This is a genomic window from Burkholderia sp. BCC0419 (genome assembly GCF_902830285.1).
GTDB lineage: Bacteria > Pseudomonadota > Gammaproteobacteria > Burkholderiales > Burkholderiaceae > Burkholderia.
On the sequence record NZ_CADESR010000003.1, the window covers coordinates 1 to 24140 of the forward strand.

General features: G+C 68.7%; 20 protein-coding genes. 9 read left to right on the forward strand and 11 right to left on the reverse strand.

What is annotated here, in order from left to right; translation table 11 throughout:
* From HWW87_RS18310 to HWW87_RS18330, 5 genes are all read right to left on the reverse strand, one after another.
* Positions 1–577: transposase (locus HWW87_RS18310; protein ID WP_175821524.1), on the reverse strand; the 577-nt coding region annotated here is incomplete at its 3' end.
* Between the two features lie 175 nt (positions 578–752).
* A complete protein-coding gene (locus tag HWW87_RS18315; RefSeq protein WP_175821525.1) occupies positions 753–2033 on the reverse strand; it encodes a virulence factor family protein in 1281 nt (426 codons plus the stop codon).
* Entirely contained in the window at positions 2030–4624 is a 2595-nt protein-coding gene (gene mprF / locus HWW87_RS18320) for a bifunctional lysylphosphatidylglycerol flippase/synthetase MprF (protein WP_175821526.1), read from the reverse strand. The genes HWW87_RS18315 and mprF overlap by 4 nt, the downstream gene beginning before the upstream one ends.
* 422 nt (positions 4625–5046) lie before the next feature.
* A complete protein-coding gene (locus HWW87_RS18325) occupies positions 5047–5481 on the reverse strand; it encodes a hypothetical protein (RefSeq protein WP_175821527.1) in 435 nt (144 codons plus the stop codon).
* Positions 5482–5562: 81 nt separating this feature from the next.
* Complete coding sequence (locus HWW87_RS18330) at positions 5563–6477, reverse strand: LysR family transcriptional regulator (protein ID WP_175821528.1); 915 nt, start codon at positions 6475–6477, stop codon at positions 5563–5565.
* 106 nt (positions 6478–6583) lie between these two features.
* Between HWW87_RS18330 and HWW87_RS18335 the strand changes: the two genes are divergently transcribed.
* Positions 6584–7021 (forward strand): heme-binding protein, encoded by a 438-nt coding sequence (locus HWW87_RS18335; RefSeq protein WP_175821529.1) that lies wholly within the window; start codon positions 6584–6586, stop codon positions 7019–7021.
* A 4-nt stretch (positions 7022–7025) separates the two neighbouring features.
* On the forward strand, positions 7026–7802 hold the full coding sequence (locus HWW87_RS18340; protein ID WP_175821530.1) for an SDR family oxidoreductase: 777 nt from the start codon (positions 7026–7028) through the stop codon (positions 7800–7802).
* Positions 7803–7925: 123 nt separating this feature from the next.
* On the opposite strand, the gene HWW87_RS18345 is transcribed toward HWW87_RS18340, so the two are convergent.
* From HWW87_RS18345 to HWW87_RS18365, 5 genes are all read right to left on the reverse strand, one after another.
* Complete coding sequence (locus tag HWW87_RS18345) at positions 7926–12113, reverse strand: bifunctional nitrate reductase/sulfite reductase flavoprotein subunit alpha (protein WP_175821531.1); 4188 nt, start codon at positions 12111–12113, stop codon at positions 7926–7928.
* Positions 12114–12129: 16 nt separating this feature from the next.
* Complete coding sequence (gene nirD / locus HWW87_RS18350) at positions 12130–12474, reverse strand: nitrite reductase small subunit NirD (RefSeq protein WP_175821532.1); 345 nt, start codon at positions 12472–12474, stop codon at positions 12130–12132.
* A 38-nt stretch (positions 12475–12512) separates the two neighbouring features.
* On the reverse strand, positions 12513–15086 hold the full coding sequence (gene nirB, locus HWW87_RS18355; RefSeq protein ID WP_175821533.1) for a nitrite reductase large subunit NirB: 2574 nt from the start codon (positions 15084–15086) through the stop codon (positions 12513–12515).
* Between the two features lie 21 nt (positions 15087–15107).
* Positions 15108–16433 (reverse strand): MFS transporter, encoded by a 1326-nt coding sequence (locus tag HWW87_RS18360; protein WP_175821534.1) that lies wholly within the window; start codon positions 16431–16433, stop codon positions 15108–15110.
* 97 nt (positions 16434–16530) lie between these two features.
* On the reverse strand, positions 16531–16827 hold the full coding sequence (locus HWW87_RS18365) for a hypothetical protein (protein ID WP_175821535.1): 297 nt from the start codon (positions 16825–16827) through the stop codon (positions 16531–16533).
* A 265-nt stretch (positions 16828–17092) separates the two neighbouring features.
* Between HWW87_RS18365 and cobA the strand changes: the two genes are divergently transcribed.
* The 7 genes from cobA to HWW87_RS18400 all read left to right on the forward strand — a co-directional run bounded on the left by cobA (position 17093) and on the right by HWW87_RS18400 (position 23535).
* A complete protein-coding gene (cobA, locus tag HWW87_RS18370) occupies positions 17093–17854 on the forward strand; it encodes a uroporphyrinogen-III C-methyltransferase (RefSeq protein ID WP_175821536.1) in 762 nt (253 codons plus the stop codon).
* A gap of 163 nt (positions 17855–18017) precedes the next feature.
* The gene (locus tag HWW87_RS18375) at positions 18018–18614 is read left to right on the forward strand and encodes an ANTAR domain-containing protein (protein ID WP_174433505.1); all 597 of its coding nucleotides are present in this window, start codon (positions 18018–18020) and stop codon (positions 18612–18614) included.
* 5 nt (positions 18615–18619) lie between these two features.
* Positions 18620–19663, forward strand: coding sequence for a CmpA/NrtA family ABC transporter substrate-binding protein (locus HWW87_RS18380; protein WP_175821537.1), 1044 nt, complete (start codon positions 18620–18622; stop codon positions 19661–19663).
* A 152-nt stretch (positions 19664–19815) separates the two neighbouring features.
* The gene (locus tag HWW87_RS18385; RefSeq protein WP_175821538.1) at positions 19816–20415 is read left to right on the forward strand and encodes a uracil-DNA glycosylase family protein; all 600 of its coding nucleotides are present in this window, start codon (positions 19816–19818) and stop codon (positions 20413–20415) included.
* A 415-nt stretch (positions 20416–20830) separates the two neighbouring features.
* On the forward strand, positions 20831–21574 hold the full coding sequence (locus HWW87_RS18390; protein ID WP_175821539.1) for a glucose 1-dehydrogenase: 744 nt from the start codon (positions 20831–20833) through the stop codon (positions 21572–21574).
* Positions 21575–21777: 203 nt separating this feature from the next.
* On the forward strand, positions 21778–22719 hold the full coding sequence (locus HWW87_RS18395; protein ID WP_174387644.1) for a helix-turn-helix transcriptional regulator: 942 nt from the start codon (positions 21778–21780) through the stop codon (positions 22717–22719).
* 117 nt (positions 22720–22836) lie between these two features.
* Complete coding sequence (locus HWW87_RS18400) at positions 22837–23535, forward strand: fumarylacetoacetate hydrolase family protein (protein WP_089436609.1); 699 nt, start codon at positions 22837–22839, stop codon at positions 23533–23535.
* A gap of 53 nt (positions 23536–23588) precedes the next feature.
* On the opposite strand, the gene HWW87_RS18405 is transcribed toward HWW87_RS18400, so the two are convergent.
* A complete protein-coding gene (locus HWW87_RS18405) occupies positions 23589–24128 on the reverse strand; it encodes a DUF4303 domain-containing protein (RefSeq protein WP_175821540.1) in 540 nt (179 codons plus the stop codon).
* Positions 24129–24140 lie beyond the last annotated feature (12 nt).

The window sequence follows — 24140 nt, forward strand, 5'->3', positions numbered from 1 at the left end:
GTGCTCGCTGCGCTTTCGCCAACTTTCCCGCCGCTCGCCGACCGAACCGGTCATTGGGCAGCTTCTCGCCGGTCGAAAGTGTGGCGAAGTCTTTCAGGCCGAGATCGATGCCGACACAGGAACGGATCGGTCGGGCCTGAACATCGGGTATCTCGATCACGATGTTGAGAAACCAGTTGCCGCGTGCATCCTGCGCAAAGTTGGTTCCGTCCTTGATCTTGCCTTCGGGAAGCGGTCGGCTGTTGAACACGCGAAACGTGTTGCCGGCACGCCCCTTCAGCGGCACCCAGCCCAGCGATTTCCTGCCGCGATAGCGCAGGTAGGGCCGACGGTGCTGACTGCGCGACTTCGCATATTGCTCGCACGTCGCGTTGACCGTGCCGGAGTGAATACCGAGTTCCTTGCTGCTGCCGGTCGTCAGCACGTTCAGGTCGAATCCTGTAGGCCACTTCTTGCCCCACTTGAGCGCGTGCTTCTGCGTGTCGTTGCAGAAGTTCCAGACGTAGTTCACCGCACGGCTCTGCTTGTTGAGCAGTCCGTTGAGCGACTTCACCCGGTAGCGGTAGACAAGGATCATGCAGGTGATCCTAACCCGTGGAAGAAGCTGCCTGTCAACAGCACGCCTTTCCTTCCCGCCATCAATGGCGGGGTTTCTCGGAGCAACTAATGAAACGGGCGGCTCGCTGGCCGCCCGTCCGATGAACCGAAAGCAAACCGGCCGGCGCCCGCCGTCACGCAGGCGCCGCCGGCGTTCAGCGCGCCGCCACCGGCTTGCCGAACGCGCCGAGGATCTTCTTCTCGAGCGGGATGTAATCGCGGCCGAAGTGGTGATCGCCCTGCGTCTTGACCACGTCGGCGCCCGTGTTCGCGAGCGCCGGGCACATCGTGTCCGTCTCTTCCGCGCCATAGAAGCACTGCACGAGCGACGGCGGCACCTTCGCGATTTCCGGCGCGACCTTCAGCGCGTTGTCGCTCGCGGGCATGCCGAGCCAGCCCGTCACGCGGATCTGGAAATCGGCCGACGGCGCGAAGCCGAGCAGCGACATCACCGCGACCTTGTCGCGCAGGTCGGCCGGCAGCCGGTTGTACGCGAACGGCATCACGTCGGCGCCGAACGAGTAGCCGACCAGCGCCACGCGGCTCGCATGCCAGCGCGCCATATAGGTGCGCATCACGCGGGCAAGATCGCGGCTCACCTGTGCGGGCGGCTTCTCGCTCCAGAAATAACGCAGGCTGTCGATGCCGACCACCGACACGCCGTCGCGCTGCAGCGCCTCGGCGATCGTCTTGTCGAGATCGCGCCAGCCGCCGTCGCCCGAGATCACGATCGCGAGCCGGCCGCTGCCGCCCTTGGCCGGCAGCTCGACGAGCGGCAGGTCCGACACGTCGAGTTCGTCGCTGCTGCTGGTGTCGCGCAGGTGCGACGAGACGAGCGACACGAGCTTCGCGGTGTCGCCCGCGGCAGCCGTTTCGACGAAACCCGGCATCGCGCGGCGCACGATCGTCGGATCGGGCGGGCACGGCTTGAAGCGCGGATCGAGCTTCGCGACCGGACCGACCGCGACGACGCCGGCGATCGTGTTCTCCGGCGCCATCGACAGGATCTGCTTCGCGATCGCGCCGCCCTGGCCCACGCCCGCGACGATCGGCGTGAAATAGCGCGACGACTGCGCAAGACGTTCGAGCTGATGGCTGACCGCCTCGGCATCGCCGTCGAGGTGATGGCAGGTCTCCTGCTTCGCGGCGAGATTCGCCGCGTAACGCCCCGAATCGACGCCGACCGTCATCGCACCGGCTGTCGCGAGCGCGTCGGCCGCCTGCTGATCGGCGGCATGCCAGCCGGCCTCACGCGAGAACAGCACGACGAAACCGCGCAGCGGCCCGGCCGGCTTGGTCACGGTAACGGGCCCATAGCGGCCGCCGGACACGGTTTCGGTTTTCACTGCGGCCGGCTGCGCGGCGCATACGGCGCCGGCCAGCATCATTCCCGCGCAGGCGGCTGCCGCCCGCGCGCTTACCTTCTTCAACATCATGAACGCCGACCTCCAGCCAGCAATGACAGATCCGCAAGCGTGACGAACACGCCGACCGAGCCCGAGGCCGCGAGATAACGCGGCTCCCAGTGCGGTTCGAACTTGCTCTTGAAAGCGCGCAAGCCGCGGAAGTTGTAGAAGCGGCCGCCGAAGCGCCAGACCATCAGGCCGAGCCGGTGGAACGGCGACGGCATCTTCGCCGCGCCCATCCCCGAGAACGGCGCGATGCCCAGGCTCAGCTTGCGGAACCCCGCTTCCTTCAGATGCAGCGCGAGCTGCGTAAACAGGTACTCCATCGCGTACGGCGATGCCTCCGGCAGATGGCGCATCACGCCGACCGTCGCCTCGGTGTTGAGGTCGGTCGTCATGAACGTGACGAACGCGATCGGCTTGTCGGCCTGCCGCACCAGCATCACCGACTGCGTCGCGAGATAGCCGTCGTGGAACGCGGCCACCGAGAAGCTCTTCTCGCGCGCATCGCGGCTGTCGAGCCAGCCGTCGGAGATGTCGCGCAGCGACGGCAGCGCGGCCGGCACGTCGTCCGGCGCGATCACCTCGACCGTCAGCGCGTCCTTGTCGCCACGGCGCAGCGCGTAGCGCAGGTGCGACCGGTTCGAGCCCTTCAGGTCGAACCGGTCGAGCGCGATATGCGCTTCCTCGCCGAGCTTCATCAGCGTGAGCCCCGCGTCGAGATACAACGGCAACGCGTTCGCGCGCACCTGGTAGAACGCCGCGCGGCCGCTGTGCGCATGCGCGAGCGCGATGAACTTGCTGATCAGCGCCGGCCACTCTTCACGCGGCCCGACCGGGTCGTGCAGCGCGGCCCACGTGCGGCCGTTCTTCGCGTACATCAGGAACGCGCGACGCGATTCGGAAAACAGGAACGACTTGTCGCCCATCAGCGCGAGGCCCGCGTCGCTGCATTCCTGCGCGCGGATGATCTGCTCCGCGTCGACCAGGTCCTGCTCCGCGGGCTTCACGAAGCGTCCAGGCGCCGGGCGCAGCAATTGCCACAGCGCGAACAGCGCGACGAACACGCCGGACGCGAGCGTCGCGCGCAGCGCCCGCGGAGCGCGCGCATCGAACGAGAAATGCGACCACAGATCGCGCGTGTAAGGCACGTCGCGGAACGCGAAGAACAGCACCCACACGGCCAGCATCAGCACCATCGCCACCGACACGAACCAGCTCACCGTGAAGCGCTCGGCGAGCAGCGAAGAATGACGATTGAACCGGCGACGGCTGACGAGCAGCAGCACGAGCAGCGTGCCGAGCACCCCGGCCTCGACGAACGCGAGGCCCTTGGCCAGCGACAGCGCGAGGCTCGCGAGCGTCAAGGCGAAGGTCATCCACCAGGCGCCGTCGAGCCGGCGCAGCAGCCCGCGCGCGACGAACAGCAGCGCGACGCCGAGCACGCTGCAGATCACCTGCGAGCCTTCGAGCACCCACAGCGGCACGATGTGGCGCAGGATCGCGATCCGGTGCCAGAACGCGGGCGTCGCGCTCGAGATCACCAGCATCCCGCCGACCGCGAACGTCACGAGGCTCAGGAACACCGGCGCAAGCTGCGACACGCGCACGGCCTGCCGCGTCACGAGCCGGCGCCGCAGCGCGCGGCCCTCGAAACCGGCCAGCAGGCCGGCCGACAGCACGAGCGGCACGCCGAAGTAGATCGCGCGATACGCGATCAGCGCGGCGACCATCGCATGCGCGGGCACTTCGCGACCGAGCGTGAAGACCATCGCCGCTTCGAACACGCCGATCCCGCCCGGCGTATGGCCGATCATCCCGAGCAGCAAGGCGGCCGCGTAAACGGTAATGAAGGTCGGGAAGCCGACTGGCGCTGCCGGCAGCAACACCCACAGCGTGAGGCCCGCGGCCACGACGTCGAGCACCGCGTAGACGACCTGCGCGACGAGATCGCGCCGCGCCGGCACGTCGAACGACAGCCATTTGAAGCGCGTGACGACCGGGCGCGCGGTGTTGCCGCACAGCACGACCAGCGCGGCGAGCGCGACGAGCAACGCGGCGCCCGTCCACGTGAGCGCGCCGGGCGCGACGTGCAGCATCGCGGCGAGCGCCTCCGGCACGCAGACCATACCGACCGCCGTCATCAGCACCATCGCGAGCGCCAGCGTGCCGCTCGTGAACACCGTCATCTGGCCGATCTGGGCGGGCGTGACGCCCGATACACCGTACACGCGCGCACGCACCGCACCGCCCGTCAGCGCACCGAAGCCGGTCGCGTTGCCGAGCGCGGAACCGGCGATCGCGCCGATCCACAGCGCGACGCGCGGCACCTTGGCCGCGACATAGCGCAGGCCGACCGCATCGCGGGCGACGAGCGCGAGATAGCTGAGGGCCGTCGCGGCCAGCGACGCGCCCCACTCGCCGACGGACATGTGACGCAACTGGCGGATCACCGAGCGGTAGTCGACGGATTCCGACAGATGCTGGAAAACCACGATCAGCAGCAGGCCGATGCCGAGCGCGAGCAGCGGCGACAGCACGCGCTCGTTGCGGATCAGCGCCCGGGCACGGGCGATCACCGCCTCGGCACGGCTGGGCGAACCAGAGTGGCGGGAAGACATAACGTGTTCAGTGGTGGTGCATAGGGTCGCGGCGCGGGTGGCCGGGCGGCGACGTATCTGTTGTTCTGCGTGGGCGGCCGGCCGAAGACGGGCTGGCGGCGCCTGGATCAGAACTTACGAGTATACGGAACTTATATTACAAAATCTTTCACGTCGGCTTTGTGCGGATTTGTGGTTTCTCGCGCATCAAAACGCATAAAGAAACAGGGCGTCCTACGAACGCAAGGTGCGCATCATACCGGGAACGGAGGTAGTTTTTTCATCGGATGAATGACTTGTGATGCATTTCGGTGGAATTTACCGCGCCGAGCCCGCCGGGTGAGGACGAAAACGCGAGGGCGCGGCGCGGTGCGGAATGGCGGCGGGCTGATTCGCTGCGCCCCTCCGCGGCGCACCGCCGGTACGGACATAGCCACTGCGCGTTACTTCGCCCGCTCATGCTCCCCCATCCCGATCGCCTTGTAGTCGTAGGTCGGATAGAACTCCGTCCGGTACACGCCCCAGGCCGTATCCTCGAGCACGCGATTGACCTCGCGCAGCCGTGACGCCGGCAGCCGCAGCACGACGATCTGCCCGATCCCCATCGTCACCGTCCAGCTCACCACCTCCACGCCCGGCGGCGGAAACGCCTTGTAGAACCCTTGCTTCGCAAGCTGCGCATTCAGCTCCGCGAGCGGGCGCGACTCGTCGTGTTTCAGGAACACGGTCAGCAGTACCGCGTTGTCGGGCGTCGCGACAGCCGAACCTGCCGGCACCGTCGACGTCTGGCCGACGGCCGGTGCGCTGGAGATCGCGGCCGCCGCCAACGTTGCGGCAACTACGAGCGTCCGAATCGGAAAATGCGGGAATACGGTCATCACGCGACTCCTTGGCTTCGTGGCTGGAGCCGCCATCATGCGCCGCCGGATTGATTGCTGCAGTGAGCCACGCCGATGCGATTACGCCGCGTCCGGGCCATCGCGCTCGCGCAGCACGTCGATGAACGCGCGCAGCTTGGCCGGCACATGCTTGCGATTCACGTAATACAGCCACATCGGCGGCAGCGCCCGGCACGCACCGGGCAGCACCTCGACGAGCGTGCCGTCGCGCAGGTCCTGCTCGATCCGCTCGCGCATGAACGCGAACGCAATGCCGACGCCCGCGCGCGCCGCATCGATCACCGCATCGGCGTCGTTCGTCACGAACACGCCGTCCGGGTCGAGATCGACGTCGCGCCGCCCGTCATGCAGCAGCCATTTGTGCAAACGCCCGCTTTCCGTGAACCGGAATCGGATGCACGCGTGACGCTCGAGCTGCGCAATCGACGCCGGTGCACCGTACCGCGCCAGATAAGCGGACGACGCGACCAGCGCACACGTCAACGCAGGCGCAATCCGCACGCCGATCATGCCCGGCTGCAACCGGTCGGCCAGGCGGATCCCCGCATCGAAACCGTCCTTTGCGATGTCGACGAGTTCGTTCTCATAGCGAATTTCGAGCCGGACTTTGGGATAGCGCTCGCGGAACGTGGCGAGCACCGGCGCGATCACGAGCAAGCGCGCGAGCGGCAGCGCGGTCACGCGCAACAGCCCGTTCGGCTCGCTGCGCGCATCCTTCACTTCGTCGCGCGCCTGCATGACCTGCCGGTACGCGGGCTCGGTCTGCCGCCAGTAGCGCTGGCCGGCTTCCGTGAGGCTCACGCCGCGCGTGCTGCGGTTGAACAGCTTCACGTTGAGCTCGCCCTCGAGCTGCCCGATCGCCAGGCTGACGGCCGCCGGCGTCAGGCCCAGCGCGGCAGCGGCCCGCGTGAAGTTGCCGGCCGTCGCGACGGTCATGAACACGTGCAGGCCGGCCATCGGATCGCGTCTGCTCATCGTCTGTCCATCATTAAAAAAACTTGAAACTGCTTCGAGCGGAATACGGATTCTCCCATATACCGTAACTGCCTACACTGGCGCTGTCGTCCCACCGGAGCCTCGCATGAACCCGCTCACCGCCGCACTGCCGCTCGCCGTCGCCCGCCGTACGATCGACGCGGCACTCGCCCATGCCGAATCGCTGCAGGTGGCCGGCGTCGCGATCGCCATCGTCGATGCCGGCGCGAACCTGCTGGCGTTCGTACGCACCGACGACTGTTTTCTCGGCGCGATCGATCTCGCGCAACGCAAGGCGCTGACGGCGATCCGCTTTCGCACATCGACCGGCGCACTCGGCGCGATGTCGGGCGACGGTCCGCTGCGCGGCATCGAGCACAGTCACGGCGGGCTCGTCACGTTCGGCGGCGGCGAACCGCTGGTCGACGGCAACTGGCGCTGCGTCGGCGCGATCGGCGTCTCGGGCGGCAGCGTCGACGAAGACGCCGCGATCGCGCAGCACTGCTGCGACCTTTTTCAGGCAACCTTCCACTCCACAAGGTAGGCATATGGCACAGAAACGCATCCTCATCACCGGCGCGGGCACCGGCTTCGGCCGCGAAGTCGCGCTGCGGCTGGCCGAACGCGGTCACGCCGTCACGGCCGGCGTACGCACGACCGCCGAGATCGACGCGCTGACGGACGACGCCGCGCAGCGCGGCACCGCGTTGCGCGCAGTGAAGCTCGACGTCACGTCGGCCCACGATCGCGCCCGCGCCGCCGAATTCGAGATCGACGTGCTCGTGAACAACGCGGGCGTCGGCGAAGCCGGCGCACTGGTCGACCTGCCGGTCGAGATCGTCCGCGAACTGTTCGACGTGAACGTGTTCGGGCCGCTCGAACTCACGCAGCAGATCGCGCGAGGCATGCTCGCGCGCAAGCACGGCAAGATCGTGTTCGTGTCGTCGATCGCGGGCCTGATCACGGGGCCGTTCACGGGCGCCTATTGCGCATCGAAGCACGCGGTCGAATCGGTGGCCGAGGCGATGCACGCGGAACTGGCGCCGCACGGCATCCGGGTCGCGGTCGTGAACCCGGGCCCGTACCGCACGGGTTTCAACGACCGGATGATGGAAACGACGCGGCGTTGGCGCGATCCGGCCGCGCATACCGTGACACCCGAGCGGTTGACGTTCCCGCTAGAACAGCACGATCCGGAGGAAATGATCGCGAAGATGGTCGACGTGATCGACAGCGACGGCGGCGCGTTCCGCAATCTGCTGCCGGCGTCGTCGGAAGCGTTCGTGCGCGCCGAGCAGGCGCGTGCTTGGGAGCGGCAGCAGTGACGCACGCCGGCGGCGGCCGGCGGGTCACACCGCATCCGCCGTCGAGTGCCAGGCCGGCCGCCGGCAGGTCACCGTGCCGGGCCGGCAAGCCGGCACGGCCGCGTCAAGCCGTGCGGCCCGCGATCAATACACGTCGCGCATGTAGCGTCGTGCCTTCGAAAGCCGCGCGACGTAGTCGTTCGCGGCTTCGTCCGACATGCCGCCGTGCTTGGCGACGACCGCCTTCAGCGCCGTATCGACGTCCTTGGCCATCCGCGCCGCGTCGCCGCACACGTAGAAATGCGCGCCTTCCTCCAGCCATGCGAACAGCTCGGCGCCCTGCTCGCGCATCCGGTCCTGCACGTAGACCTTGTCGGCCTGGTCGCGCGAGAACGCGAGGTCGAGCCGCGTCAGGAACCCGCTGTCACGCATCGCGCTCAGCTCGTCGCCGTAGTAGAAGTCGGTCTGCGCGTGCTGCTCGCCGAAGAACAGCCAGTTGCGCCCGCGCGCGCCGCGCGCCTGCCGCTCGTGGAGGAAGCCGCGGAACGGCGCGACGCCGGTGCCCGGGCCGACCATCACGATCGGCACGTCGCCGTTCACCGGCGGCCGGAAATGCGCGGACTTCTGCACGAACACGGGCACGCGGCCGTCGTCCGCGCGATCGGCGAGGAACGTCGACGCGACGCCTTTGCGCGCGCGCCGGCCGTTGTGATAGCGCACGGCCGACACGGTCAGGTGAATCTCTCCCTCGTGCGCGCTCGGGCTCGACGCGATCGAATAGAGGCGCGGCTGCATGCGCTTGAGCACGCCGACCAGCTCCGCGCCCGACAGCTCGACCGGGTATTCGTGCAGCACGTCCGCCAGTTGTTGCCCCCACAACCATTGCTTGAGATCGGCCTTGCGATCGTCGCCGAGCAGCGACTTCAGCGCGCCGTTCGCGCTGCGCGACGCGATGAAGGCCAGCGTGTCCGGATGCGGGCGCGTGATGTCGAAGTGGCGCGCGAGCGCATCGCCGAGCCGGATATCGCCGACGCCCGCCACCGACACGGGCGCATCGGCCTTCAGCGCGGTGACGGACAGCAGTTCGTCGACCAGTTCCGGGCAGTTGGTCGGCCACACGCCGAGCGCGTCGCCGGTTTCGTATTCGAGGTTCGCGCCTTGGGTCGACAGCGACACATAGCGCGTGTCTTTCGCGGCGCCCGGCCGGTTCAGCCGCAGGTTCGCGACGAGCTTCGACGGCGCCGGATGCGCCTTCGTCGGCAGCAGCCCCGACGGGCTCATCCCGCCGGACGGCACCGCGTGCAGCGCGGCATCGGCCTCCTTGATCCGCGCGACGACGCGTTCGAGCCACTGATCGGCATCGTACTGGAATTCGACGTCGCAATCGACGCGTGCGCACAGGCGCGCCGCGCCGAGTTCCGCGAGCCGCGCGTCGAGCCGGCGGCCGTGGCCGCAGAACTGATCGTAGTTGCGGTCGCCGAACGCGAGCACTGCGAAATGCACGCCGTCGAGGCGCGCCGCGCTGCCGGCCTGCAACGCGTCCCAGAACTCGCTGCCGTTGTCGGGCGCATCGCCGTCGCCGAACGTGCTCGTCATCAGCAGTACGTATTGCGCAGCGGCGAGCGACGCAACCGGATAGTCGGACATGCACGCCGTGCGGATCTCGAAGCCCGCGTTCATCAGCTTCGTCGCGTAATCCTCGGTCAACGATTCGATGTTGCCGGTCTGCGACGCCCACAACAACGTGACCTTCGGGCGCGGGCGCACGATGCGCACGCCGCCGGCCGCGGCGGCGTCGGTCGGCAGCACGGGCGCCGCGGCGATCTGCGCACCGGCAGGCAGCGAGTGGCTGAACAGGCCCGCGAGCATGCCGTCGAGCCAGAACCGCACGGGCGGCGTCAACGGCGCGCCGGCCGGCAGCACGGGCACGCTGCCGTCGCGACGGCCGGCGCTCGCCTTCAGCCCGCTGACGAGGCCGGCCACGTACAGCCGCTCGGTGTCGGTCAGCGGCGGCGGCGCGAGATCGGCGATGCCGAGCGCGGCCGCGAAAGTGTCGATGTCTGCCATGTCGGATTCCTGTGAAGCAGCGGCCTGCGCCATCGCCGGCGCGGGCCGCGCGTCGTCGGCGCATGCATCGGGTTGCGCTACTTCGTCGTCGGCGGACGCGAATGCATCCGTGTCGACGCGCGTCAGTGCGACCGCGCAGAATTTCAGTTCGGGTTGCTGCGATTCCGGATCGATCGCGTCGTTCGTCACCGCGTTGATGCACAGGTCGTCGCCGTACACGTCGTTCCAGTGCATCGGCGCGAAGCAGTTGCCGCGCTGCACGCGCTCGGTCACGACGGCCGGCAGCACCGCACGGCCGCGCGCCGAACGGATCTCGACGCTGTCCTTCGTGGCGATGCCGAGCGCGCTCGCATCGTCCGGATGCAGTTCGACGAACGGGCGCGGATTGAGCTTGTTCAGCATCGCGACCTTGCCCGTCTTCGTCATCGTGTGCCACTGATGCTGCAGCCGCCCGGTGTTCAGCACGATCGGGAACGTGTCGTCGGGCAGCTCGGCCGGATCGACGTGCGGCCGCGCGAAAAAGCGCGCCTTGCCCGACGGCGTCGGGAACGCGATGCGCGGGGCGTCGTGCCCGTCGGCCGCCGGGCGAAGCGCCTGGCTCACGCCGTCGTTCAGGTAGCGGATCGGGTGCCGCTCGCGCGCGGCGCCCGGCGCGACCGGCCACTGCGCGGGCCCGTCGCGCAGCGCCGCGTGGCTCGCGCCGCGCAGGTCGTAGCCGGTCGCCGGATTCGAGAAGCGGACGATCTCGTCGAACACGTCGGCCGCCGACGCATAGTCGAACGCCTCGCCAAAGCCCATCGCGCGCGCGACTTCCGCGATGATGCGCCAGTCGGGCAGCGCGTCGCCGGGCGGCGCGACCGCCGCGCGCATCAGCGTCATGTTGCGCTCGGAGTTGATCATCACGCCGTCGCCCTCGGCCCACAGCGCGCCGGGCAGCAGGATGTCCGCGTAGCGGTTGGTCTCGGTGTCGAGGAACGCGTCCTGCGCGATCACGAGCTCCGCGGCTTGCAGCCCGGCGATCACGTTGCGCCGGTTCGGCACGGTCGCGACCGGGTTCGTGCAGACGATCCAGCACGCCTTGATGTCGCCGGCCGCCATTCGCGCGAACAGGTCGACCGTGCCGTTGCCGGTGTCCTTGCGCAGCGTGCCGGCCGGCACGCGCCACAGGTTCTCGACGAAGCGGCGGTCGTCGTCGGAGGCCACCGAGCGCTGGCCCGGCAGCCCCGGTCCCATGTAGCCCATCTCGCGCCCGCCCATCGCGTTCGGCTGGCCGGTCAGCGAAAACGGCCCGCTGCCCGGGCGGCAGATCTTGCCGGTGGCGAGATGCAGGTTGCAGATCGCGTTGGTATTCCACACGCCGTGCGTGCTCTGGTTGAGCCCCATCGTCCAGCAGCTCATCCATTCCTGCGCGTCGCCGATCCATTGCGCGGCCGTGCGAATATCGGCTTCGGCCAGCCCTGTGATCTCGGCGACGCGCTCGGGCGTGTAGTCGGCGAGGAACGCGGGCATCGCGTCCCAGCCTTCGGTGTACGCAGCGATGAACGCGGGATCGGTGCGGCCGTTCGCATGCAGCAGGTGCAGCAGCCCGTTGGTCAGCGCGAGGTCGGTGCCCGGCCGGATCTGCAGGAACAGGTCGGCCTTGTCGGCGGTGCCGGTGCGGCGCGGATCGACGACGATCAGTTTCGCGCCGGCCTTCACGCGATCCATCATCCGCAGGAACAGGATCGGGTGACAGTCGGCCATGTTCGCGCCGATCACGAAGAACAGGTTCGCGCGATCGAAATCCTGGTACGACCCGGGCGGGCCGTCCGCGCCGAGCGACTGCTTGTAGCCGGTGCCAGCACTCGCCATGCACAGCCGCGAGTTCGACTCGATGTTGTTGGTGCCGACGAAGCCCTTCGCGAGCTTGTTGACGAGGTATTGCGCCTCGATCGACATCTGCCCCGAGACGTAGAACGACAGCGCATCGGGCCCGTGCGCGTCGAGCACCGCGCGCAGCCGCCGCGCGGTCTCGGCGATCGCGTCGCGGGCCGGCAGCGGCACGAGGTCGTCCTCGCGCGCGCGCCGTACGAACGCGCGGTCGAGCCGCCCCGAGCGGCGCAGCGCGACGTGCGCCGACGAACCCTTCGTGCACAGCCGCCCGAAGTTGGTCGGATGGTCGGCGTCGCCGGACACCTTGACGACTTCGCCGTCCTCGACGTGCAGCACCATCCCGCAGCCGACGCCGCAGTACGGGCACACGCTCTTGACGGGGGTGGCGGTCATGTGTACTCCGGGGCGCTCAGGCCGCGATCCATACGAAACCGTCCTCGACCCGCGACGGATACGCGTTCACCGACTTGTCGGGCGCTTCCAGGCATTCACCGGTCCGCAGGTCGAAATGCTGCTTGTACAGCGGCGACGCCACGACGACGCGCTCGCCGAGGCTGCCGATCAGCCCGCGCGACATCACGGCCGCCTGCGACACCGGATCGACGTTGTCGATCGCGAACACGCCGCCGTCGGCATGCGCGACATGAAACACCGCGACCTGCTCGCCGTTGACGAGCGCGCACACGCCGGTGTTCGGCACGATGTCGTCGAGCGGGCACACGCGGGTCCAGGACAGCGGAAGACGATCGTTCATGATGGGCTCCTTGGAAAAGACGCGGGCGTCGGTCAGGGTCAAACGGTCGCGGGTTCGGCGACGACGGGAATCGACACGGGCTTGCCGCCCGCGCGCTCGGCGGGGGTCGCGGGCCGGATCTGGCCGCGCGTCTCGACGAATTCGATGGTCGTGTCCGGCGCGTCGCTGTTCACGAAGTGGCGGAAGCGCTTGCGCGTATCGGGATCGGTGACGGCCCGCTTCCATTCGCACTCATAGGTGTCGACCACGTGCTGCATGTCGGCTTCGAGCTCGGAGGCAATCGCGAGCTTGTCGTGCACGACGACGTCGATCAGGTAGTCGAGGCCGCCTTCGAGGTTGTCGCGCCACACGCTGGTGCGTTGCAGGCGGTCGGCCGTGCGCACGTAGAACATCAGGAAGCGGTCGATGTAGCGGATCAGCGTCGCGCGGTCGAGGTCGGACGCGAGCAGTTCCGCGTGGCGCGGCTTCATCCCGCCGTTGCCGCACACGTACAGGTTCCAGCCCTTCTCGGTCGCGATGACGCCGACGTCCTTGCCCTGCGCTTCCGCGCACTCGCGCGTGCAGCCGGACACGCCGAACTTGATCTTGTGCGGCGCGCGCAGCCCCTTGTAGCGATTCTCCAGGTCGATCGCGAGGCCGACCGAATCGTCGACGCCGTAGCGGCACCAAGTCGACCCGACGCACGACTTCACGGTGCGCAGCGCCTTGCCGTACGCGTGCCCCGATTCGAAGCCGGCCGCGATCAATTCTTCCCAGATCGACGGCAGTTGTTCGACGCGCGCGCCGAACAGGTCGACGCGCTGGCCGCCCGTGATCTTCGTGTACAGGCCGTATTTTTTCGCGACCTGACCGACCGCGATCAGCCCTGCCGGCGTGACTTCGCCGCCCGGCATGCGCGGCACCACCGAATACGTGCCGTCGCGCTGGATGTTCGCGAGGTAGTAGTCGTTCGAATCCTGCAGCCCCGCGTGCTCCTTCTTCAGCACGAACTCGTTGAAGCACGATGCGAGAATGCCCGCGACGGCCGGCTTGCAGACGTCGCAGCCGAGCCCGCGGCCATGCTTGTGCAGCAGTGCGTCGAACGTCGTGATGCGCTCGACGCGAATCAGGTGGAACAGCTCCTGGCGCGAATACGGGAAGTGCTCGCACAGATGGTTGTTGACCGCGAGGCCCTGCTTCTTCATCTCGGCCTTCATGATCTGCGTGACGAGCGGCACGCAGCCGCCGCACGACGTGCCGGCGCCCGTGCACGTCTTCAGCGCGCCGAGGCTCGTCGCGCCGTCGGCTACCGCCGTGCAGATCTGCGACTTCGACACGTTGTTGCACGAGCAGATCTGTGCGCCTTCCGGCAACGCGTCGACGCCGATCGCCGGCTTCGCCGCGCCGTCCGCCGACGGCAGGATCAGGAATTCCGGCGATTCGGGCAGCTCGATGCGGTTCAGCATCATCTGCAGCAGCGTGCCGTATTCGGACGCGTCGCCGACCATCACCGCGCCGTGCAGGTACTTGCCGCAGTCGGATACCACGAGCTTCTTGTAGACCTGGCGGCGCTCGTCCGCGTACTGGTACGTGCGGCTGCCGGCCGTCGTGCCGTGCGCGTCGCCGATGCTCGCGACGTCGACGCCCATCAGCTTCAGCTTCGTGCTCATGTCGGCGCCGGCGAATGCAGTCTCCACCGCCTCGTCCATGCCGCCGGCGAGTTGCTTCGCGACCACGCGCGCCATGTCGTAGCCCGGCGCGACGAGGCCGTACACCATCCCGTTCCAGGCCGCGCATTCGCCGATCGCGTAAATGTCGGCGTCGCTCGTGCGGCACGCGTCGTCGATCGCGACGCCGCCGCGCGGGCCGATGTCGAGCCCGCACGCGCGGGCCAGTTCGTCGCGCGCGCGGATGCCGGCCGAGAACACGATCATGTCGGTGTCGAGATGCGAGCCGTCGGCGAACGCCATCCGGTGCGCGCCTTCATCGCCGTCGACGATTTCGAGCGTGTTCTTGCCGGTATGCACGGTCACGCCGAGCGCCTCGATCTTCGCGCGCAGCATCCGGCCGCCGCCGTCGTCGACCTGCACGGCCATCAGGCGCGGCGCGAATTCGACGACGTGCGTGTCGAGCCCCATGTCGCGCAGCGCCTTCGCGCATTCGAGGCCGAGCAGCCCACCGCCGATCACGACGCCGCGCTTCGCGTGCGCGCCGCACGCCTGCATCGCCTCGAGATCCTCGATCGTCCGGTACACGAAGCAGCCCGCGCGATCGCGGCCCGGCACCGGCGGCACGAACGGACGCGAGCCGGTGGCGAGCACCAGCTTGTCGTACGCGAGCGTTTCGCCCGATGCGAGCGCGACCGTATGCGCGGCGCGGTCGATCGATGCGACTTGCGCGTTCAGGCGCAGGTCGAACTGCGGATGGCGCTCGAAGAAGCCGGCTTCGACCAGCGACAGGTCGTCCGCCGACTTGCCTGCGAAGAATTCCGACAGGTGCACGCGATCGTAGGCCGGGCGCGGTTCCTCGCCGAGCACGGTGACCTGCAGCGCGCCCGCCGTGTCGGCTTCCGCCGCGACGCATTCGAGGAGCTTGTGGCCGACCATGCCGTGGCCGATGACGATGAGTTTCATGATGACGGTTCCTTCGGTCGATCAGTTCGCGGCGCCGGCGGCGGCCAGCGCGCGATCGCGCAGCTCGGCTTCGCGCGCCTTGTGTTCTTCGCTGAAGCGCACGGCCATCGCGCACAATGCGGTCGCGGTAACTGCGAGGCCGAGCAGGCTCAGCGTCTGCTGCACGTCGCCGACACCTTTCAGCAGGAACGATGCGGCCACGGCGCCGACGTTGCCGCCCGCGCCGACGATCCCCGCGACGCCGCCGAGCGCCTTGCGGTCGATGAACGGCACCAACGCGTAGGTCGCGCCGCACGCCATGTGGGTGAACAGCCCGAAGGTCAGCATCGCGACGAGCGCGATGCCGATGCCTTGCGCATGCGAGAACCAGATCAGCCCGAGCCCTTCGCCGATGATCAGCGCGCACAGCAGCATCGCGCGCACGTCGAGGCTGCGCCGCGCGGCGATTTTGTCCGACAGCCAGCCGCCGAGCGCGCGGGCGAACAGCGCGAGCATCCCGAACATCCCGACCGCGAAACCGGCGTCCTTCAGCGACAGCTTGAAGTGATCGACGTAGTACAGCGCGGCGATGTTGTGGATGAACACCTCGACACCGAAGCACGCGCCGTACGTGACGAACAGCATCCACACGCGGTAGTTGCCGCATGCCGCGAAGAAGCTCGCCCAGCCGCCCTTCTTGCCGCTGTCGACCGTCACGCCCTGCTTGCGCAGCGCGACGAAGTCACCTTGCGGGCAGTCCTGCGTGAAGCGCCAGTACGCCCACGCCATCACGAGCATCGCCACGCCCGGCACGACCAGCGCGATGCGCCACGACGAGTCCTCGCCGAAGCCGAGCATCAGGCCGGCGGCGACGAGCAGCGGCATCAGCGCCTGCGTCGCGCCCGCGCCGGCATTGCCCCAGCCGGCCGTCGTCGCGTTCGCGGTGCCGACCACATTCGGCGCGAACATCACCGACGTGTGGTACTGCGTGATCACGAAGCCCGCGCCGATCGCGCCGATGCCGAGCCGGCAGATCAGGAACCACAGGTAATCGTGCGTGAACGACACGGCGAACACGGGGATCGCGCCGAGCAGCAGCAGCCCGGCATACACGCGGCGCGGGCCGAAGCGGTCGCACATCGGACCGACCAGCAGCCGCACGGCGATGGTCGCGGCCACCGCGGCGATGTTGATGTTCGCGACTTGCGCCGCGGTGAGATGGAATTCGTGCGCAATCAGCGGCATCAGCGGCGCGCACGCGAACCACGCGAAGAAGCATACGAAGAACGCCATCCACGTCAGATGGAACGCGCGCATCGGCGCGGTGCGGAGGCTGAAGAGATCGATACGGGTAGCTTTGTCGGTCATGTCATCCGCCAAACGAAAAACGGCGTCCTGCGCACCCGGTCTCGTCGAGACCTGATGCGTAGGACGCCGTTGCCCATGAAGCCCGTTGCCGGGCGCGTCAGTATTCGGTACTGCGGACGAATCGCCATTGATCCGCCCGAACCAGCTTACGCAAACGCCGTGCCATATCGGCTCGAATCGGGCCGAGAACCCTGTTGCACAAGGCTTGCCGGACAATACGCGACGCGAACCGGCGCATCGCGCGCGATGCGTCGTGATGCAGCGAGGCACAGATGTGGTGCGCTGCAGCACTGCCGTCGTGCGACATCGCGGTGCGCGCGGGCGGCGCACGATGCACGCCGATGCGGCATGGCGACGGACCGTGCGCGGCAAGCGCATGCATGCGTGCGGCCATCGCGCGGCGCGTCACGGCACGCGATGGCCGCGCGTTGCGCCGGTTGGCCCGGATATTGCTGAACCCGATGCATCACACCGGCAACGGCGCCGGTGGGCAGTCCCGCAAAACCCTGCTCGCCCTTCATGGCGGGCCCTTCAGGACAACGGCGTCCCTCCGTGCGCGGCACGGCCGGATGCCGGTGCGTTTCGACCGCCCGCCGCCGCCGCGCAACAAACGCGTTATCAGACCGCCGCAGGGATGCGATGCGGCACAGGAACACGACATGACGACAGGCAAAGTCACGCTGCTGGGCGCCGGCCCCGGCGATCCCGATCTCCTCACGCTGAAGGCGGTAAAGGCACTGGCCGCCGCCGACGTGCTGCTGCTCGACGATCTCGTCGCGCCCGGCATCGTCGAACTCGCCCCGCAGGCGCGCGTGATCCGCGTCGGCAAGCGCGGCGGCTGCCGCTCCACGCCGCAGGCGTTCATCGAGAAGCTGATGCGCCGCTACGCGCTGCGCGGCGCGCACGTGGTGCGCGTCAAGGGCGGCGATGCGCTGCTGTTCGGCCGCGCCGGCGAAGAACTCGCGACGCTGCGCGCCGCCGCGATTCCCGTGGAGATCATCAACGGCATCTCGTCGGGATTCGCCGCCGCCGCGAGCCTCGGCATCTCGCTCACGCACCGCGAGCACTGCCAGGGCGTCACGTTCGTCACCGCGCATCGCCAGGACCACGGCGAACCCGACTGGGCACGGCTCGCGGCGACCGGCACCACGCTCGCGATCTACATGGGGATGAGCCGCGTCGACCGCATCGCGACGGGCCTGCTCGCCGCGTTGCCCGCGTCGACGCCGGCGGCCGCGGTGCAGTGGGCTGGCACGCCGCACGAGCGCCGCTGGACCGGCACGCTCGGCGGCCTCGCGCACGGCGTCGCGGCGGCCGGGCTCGGCAGCCCGGCCGTGATGCTCGTCGGCGGGGCGATCGGCGAAGCGGCAGTGCAATGCGCCGACGGCGCAGCCGACGCGATGCTGTCCCGGGCCGCGTAATGCATCGTGTCCCGCGGCGCCGTCCGCCTGCCCTTCCCGATCGTCGCAGCCGCGTTCGCGTCGGCTGCCAGCGATGCGGATGCGATGCGCCGAATGCATCCCGCCTCGCCTCGCAACCGCTTTTCAACCCTTGCACCGAAGCCTGTTCGTCCCCGTTCGCGCCATGAGTTCGCCCGTCCCGCCCGCCCGCCTGCGCGTGCTGCTCGTCACCGACACCGACAAGCCGATCGGTGAGCTCGGCGACGCGCTCGCGCGTCTCGGCTATGACATGCTGAACGACGTCGCGACGCCCGCCCGCCTGCCCGCCGCCGTCGAGGAGCAGCGCCCCGATGTCGTGATCATCGATACCGATTCGCCGTCGCGCGACACGCTCGAGCAACTGGCCGTGATGCATGCGACCGCCCCGCGCCCCGTGCTGATGTTCAGCCACGACGCCGACCAGGAACTGATCCGTGCGGCGGTCGGCGCGGGCGTCAGTGCGTATCTCGTCGAAGGGTTGTCGGCCGAGCGCCTCGCGCCGATTCTCGAAGTCGCGCTCGCGCGCTTCTCGCACGACGACGCGCTGCGCCGCCGGCTGGCCGACGTCGAGCGCGAACTCGCGGAGCGCAAGCTGATCGATCGCGCGAAACGCGTGCTGATGGACCAGCGCAAGCTGTCCGAACACGATGCGTATGCGGCGCTGCGCAAGCGTGCGATGGATCAGGGCCTGCGCATCGTCGACGTCGCGCGACAATTGCTCGACGCGTCACCCCAGCCATGAGCGCTATGAATACCTCCCCTCCCGCCGCGCCGGAACGCGCGCATCTTCGCCTCGGGTTCGTCGCGCTGAGCGACGCGGCCCCGCTGATCGTCGCGCAGCGCCTGAACCTCGGCGCGCGCCACGGCCTCACGCTCGAATTGAGCCGCCAGCCGTCGTGGGCGGCCGTGCGCGACAAGCTGCTCAGCGGCGAGCTCGACGCCGCGCATGCGCTGTACGGGCTCGTGTGCGGGCTGCAGCTCGGCATCGGCGGCCCGCTGACCGACATGGCCGCGCTGATGGTGCTGAACCGCAACGGCCAGGCGATCACGTTGTCGCGCGGCCTCGCCGATGCGTACCGCGAAACCGCCAGCGTGCGCGCCGCCTTCGCGACGCTCGGCCGCAAGCCGCTGCTCGCGCAGACCTTCCCGACCGGCACGCACGCGATGTGGCTGAACGCGTGGCTCGCGTCGCACGACGTCGATCCGCTGCGCGATGTGCGCAGCGTCGTGATTCCACCGCCCGAGATGGTCGCCGCGCTCGCGGGCGGCGAGCTCGACGGCTTCTGCGCGGGCGAACCGTGGCACGCGGTCGCCGAAGCATGCGACGCGGGCCGGACCGTCGCCGTCACGAGCGAGATCTGGCCCGATCATCCGGAGAAGGTGCTCGCGACCCGGCGCGATTTCGTCGCGCTGTATCCGGCCACCGCGCGCGCGCTGGTCCGCACGCTCGTCGATGCGTGCGCGTGGCTCGACAGCGCCGCGCACCGCCGCGAGGCGGCCGACTGGCTCGCGTCGCCCGACGCGCTCGGCGTGCCGGCCCGGTTGATCGCGCCGCGCCTGCTCGGCGATTACGGCGCGGGGCCGTTCGCGACGCCGCCGCTGCCGATCCGCTTTCACGACGGCGGCGCGGTGAACCGGCCCGATCCGCGCGAGGGCCTGTGGTTCCTGTCGCAATACCGGCGCTGGGGCATGCTCGACGGTGAGCACGACGACGCGGGGATCGCCGCGGCGATCGCGCAGACCGCGTTGTATGATGCTGCGGTCGCCGAAGGCGGCGCGGCCGCGAACTGATTCCGACACGGGATGCCGGGACCGCAGCGCCGCCGTGCAGCGACATGCCGTGCATGCCGAGCGTCCGACGCGATGCGCCGGCCTGCACCGGTTCCCCGCGCCGCCCGGACGCCTTTGTATCCGTGCCGCCATTCCGTCCCCGCTCCGAATCGATGCCGAAACGAACGCGCACGCCGCTCGACGTGCTGCTCACCGAAATCCGCGCGTGCCGTGCGTGCGAAGCCGACCTGCCGCTCGGCCCGCACCCGGTCGTCCGCGCGCATCGCGACGCCCGCATCCTGATCGTCGGGCAGGCGCCGGGCGCGCGCGTGCATGCGAGCGGCATCCCGTGGGACGATGCGAGCGGCAAGCGGCTGCGCGACTGGCTCGGCGTCGACGCCGGAACCTTCTACGACGAGACGCGCTTCGCGATCGTGCCGATGGGCTTCTGCTACCCGGGCCGCGGCGCGAGCGGCGACAACCCGCCGCGCCCCGAATGCGCGCCACTGTGGCTCGACCGGCTGCTGGCCGAGCTGCCATCGATCCGGCTCACGCTGCTGATCGGCCAGTACGCGCAGCGGCATTTCCTGCGCGACACGCGCAAGGCGACGCTGACCGACACCGTGCAGACGTGGCGCGACTACGGCCCCGCGATCCTGCCGCTGCCGCATCCGTCGCCGCGCAATCAGGCATGGTTCAAGCACCATCCGTGGTTCGACGCTGAAGTCGTGCCCGAGCTGCGCCGCCGGGTGGCGCCGCTGGTCGACCGATGAATGGTGGGCGCGGCGCACCGTTGTTCGGCGATACGCCTACTTCAACGGCAAGTCGGACACCCCGTCGCGTAGCGGCTCGGCTCGTCTGTATTGCGTTCCGAAACACAGGCTGGACACCCCCATTTCAAGCGCATCGCCAATGGCGCCTCCGCACAATGCGGATGCAAACACACATTGCGCTTCAGGGTATTTGACTCTGCCTGCCGTAACACTTTTTGACTGTGCTCGACGGTCCTTTCCAGGCGCTCTCGCATTCCCGCTTGGGGAAATGCGCTGCATTCCTTGCGTACGGCCCGCTCACCGACCGGAGTGTCGGCCTTGCTGCTCCACGCGTTAAGCCGCCTCAATACACCTCTTCCCGGATTTTGATAGCCTGACTTCCTTTCAAACGAACAACATGATCTCGAGGAATCCGATGGAGCGTTTCGACAACAAGGTAGCAATCGTGACCGGCGGGGCAAGCGGCATTGGCGAGGCCACTGTCCGCGCGTTTGCCCGGGAAGGCGCCAAGGTCGTCATTGCCGATCTGACCGACAAGGGCGCGTTGCTCGCCGCCGACATCGGCGAAAACGGCGGGCAGGCGCTCTATATCCAGACCGACGTCACGAGTAGCGAATCCGTTCAGAACCTGATATCGAGAACCGTGCAGGTTTATGGCCGCGTAGACATCATGTTCGCCAATGCCGGCATTGCCGACGACGACCGGATCGAACAGCTCCACGAATCCGCATGGCAAAAGACGATCGATATCAATCTGACCGGCGTTTATCTTTGCGATAAATATGCGATTCAGCAGATGCATACACAAGGCGGCGGCGTCATCGTCAATTGCGGCTCGATCCACAGCCACGTCGGAAAATCGGGCGTGACGGCCTATGCCGCAGCGAAGGGCGGCGTGAAGCTCCTCACCCAGACGCTCGCGATCGACTACGGCCAGCACAACATCCGCGTGAACGCCGTGTGCCCCGGCTACATCGACACGCCGCTGCTGAAACACCTGCCGGATGCGCAGAAAGCGGCGCTGATCGCGCTGCATCCGATCGGGCGTCTCGGCAAAGCGGAGGAAGTCGCGAACGCCGTGCTGTTCCTGGCGAGCGACGAGGCGTCGTTCGTCAACGGCGCGTCGCTGATGGTCGACGGCGGCTACACGGCCCAGTAAGCGGCGTTCCGGTCCGGCCGCGGCCGGCGGCGAGCGTGCCGCGCCAGCGATGCCGCCCGGACGTTTTCGGCCCCGGGGCGTTCACCCCGCCCCGATCCACCATGGGGGTGCGCTGGCGGCCCCCGATTCCGGCCGAAGCTTGGGGCAGACCGATTTCGCTGTACCATCGCGGCTCCACCGCGTCACCAACAGCAGAATCCTTCATGCCCTCCACCGCCCCGCCGCGCCTGTACGGGATGCCCGAACGCAGCGACCGGCTCGATTTCTACATCCGCGACCAGGCGTCGCGCCAGGCGATCACCGAGCCGCACCGGCACGCGTATTTCCAGATCCAGTTCAACCTCGGCGGCGACACCGAGCAGCGCATCGGCGGCGTCACGCGGCCGTTTCCGCGCGGCGCGCTCGCGTTCGTGCTGCCGCACCGCGAGCACCTGATTCCGCATCCGGAAGGCGCGCACTTCATCGTGATCAACTTCAGCCAGGCGTTCCTGCGCGCCGATCTCGACGTCGATCCGCTCGATCTCGAGGACGTGCCCGCGCACCGCTTCCCCGAACTGACGCCGTTCCGCTTCCAGGAGCACCTCGATTTCATCCTGACCGGCGATACGTACGACGAAGCGCGCCGCCTCGCGCTGTGCATGCTCGACACCGATCGCGTGCGCACGTTCGGCTCGACCACGCTGCTGCGCGGCTACCTGCTGCAACTGATCGGCCTCGTCTGCACGCAGTACGCGGGTGCGCTCGACAAGCTCGCGCAGCGCGGCGCCCAGCGCGCCGGCCGGCGCGACGCGCTGGCCCGCGTGCTGCGCCACGTGCGCGCGAACCTGACCCGCGAGGACCTGACGCTCGCCGCGACCGCCGAAGCCGCGTTTCTGTCGCCGAACTACCTCGCGCACCTGGTGCGCAAGGAAACCGGCAGCACCTTCACCGATCTCGTGACCGAGCGCCGGATCGCGCTCGCGCAGTCGCTGCTGGCCCATACCAGCCGGCGCATCGCGGACATCGCACGCTCGGTCGGCTTCCGCGACGAAGGGTATTTCGCGCGGCGCTTCCGCGCACGGGTCGGCGTGTCGCCGAAGGCGTACCGCGACGCGAACGCCGCGCTGCCCGCCGACGACGACACGCAGCCGGCCGCCGACGCGTAGTTTTGTCCCGGTAAAACGCAGTTGCGTCGCATCCGGGCGCACGCGCGTCGGGTATCGTTGCACGCATGCCGGCGCGGTGTGCCGGCCATCCGTCTTCCTACCGAACGAGGCCCTCCGATGTCCGCCTATGTCATCGACGCCGCCGAGCGTCCTTCCGTCGAAGTCGAACAGTCGTCCGCGCGCTTTCCGGTGCGCCGGGTATTCTGCGTCGGCCGCAACTACGCCGACCACGCCCGCGAAATGGGCGCCGACCCCGACCGCGAACCGCCGTTCTTCTTCACGAAGCCGGCCGACGCGATCGTCCCGGCCAGCGGCACGGTCGCCTATCCGCCGCTGACGAACGACCTCCATCATGAAATCGAGCTGGTCGTCGCGATCGGCAAGGACGGCCGGTCGATCGACCCGGCCGACGCGCTGTCGCACGTATGGGGCTACGGCGTCGGCGTCGACCTCACGCGCCGCGACCTGCAGGCCGAAGCGAAGAAGCTGAGCCGGCCGTGGGACTGGGCGAAGGGTTTCGACGCGTCGGGCCCCGTGACCGCGCTGCGCGCGGCGACGGCCACCGGCCATCCGGCAACCGGCCGCATCTGGCTCGCGGTCAACGGCGACACGCGCCAGCAAGGCGACCTCGCCGACATGATCTGGGCCGTGCCCGACGTCATCGCGTACGTGTCGCGCTCGGTCGAGCTGAAGGCCGGCGACCTGATCTTCACCGGCACGCCGGCCGGCGTCGGCGCGCTGCAGCCGGGCGACCGCGTGACGGGCGGCGTCGACGGCATCGCGACGTTCGAATTCGTGGTCGGCGCGAAGCCGTAACGCAGCACGCGCGGCGGGCCTGCCCGGGCCGCCGCGCGAGATCCCGATGCCGGTCAGTCGTAGCGGCGCAGGAAGGCGTCGGCGACGGCCGGCGGATTCAGCGCTTTCGCCGATGCGTTTTCCAGCGCCTCGGCCGCGTCGTCGTCGCTGATCGACACGAACAGCGTGATGGCCGCGCGGTCGTCGCCCGTGCCGAATACGCCGTCGCGATCGAGCAGCCGCAATGCCTCGATCATGTCGGCGTGCAGTTGCCGGGAAAATTCCGTGAAGCGCGACAGGACGAACTGCGGGCTCAGCACTTCGTCGGCCAGCCTGCCGCAAATCGCGTTGAACGGCGACGCCTCGGCCGCCGCGTACGCCCACTCGGCAACGCCCCACACGAACCACGGATCGTCGTCCGGAATCGCCTGTTGCGCGCGGATCCGGCGCAGCCCTTCGACCGAATTGGCTGCCGGCACCACCGTCATCGCGCCGCTGTCGGTGTACAACGCAAACGCGTAGAAATGCTCGTCCGGGTGCAACGCCCGCAGCGCCCTGAAAGTCGCCCTCGCGGCATCGGCAATGTCTCGCTGGAAATCAGAAAAGTCGCTCATCGCATCCTCGTC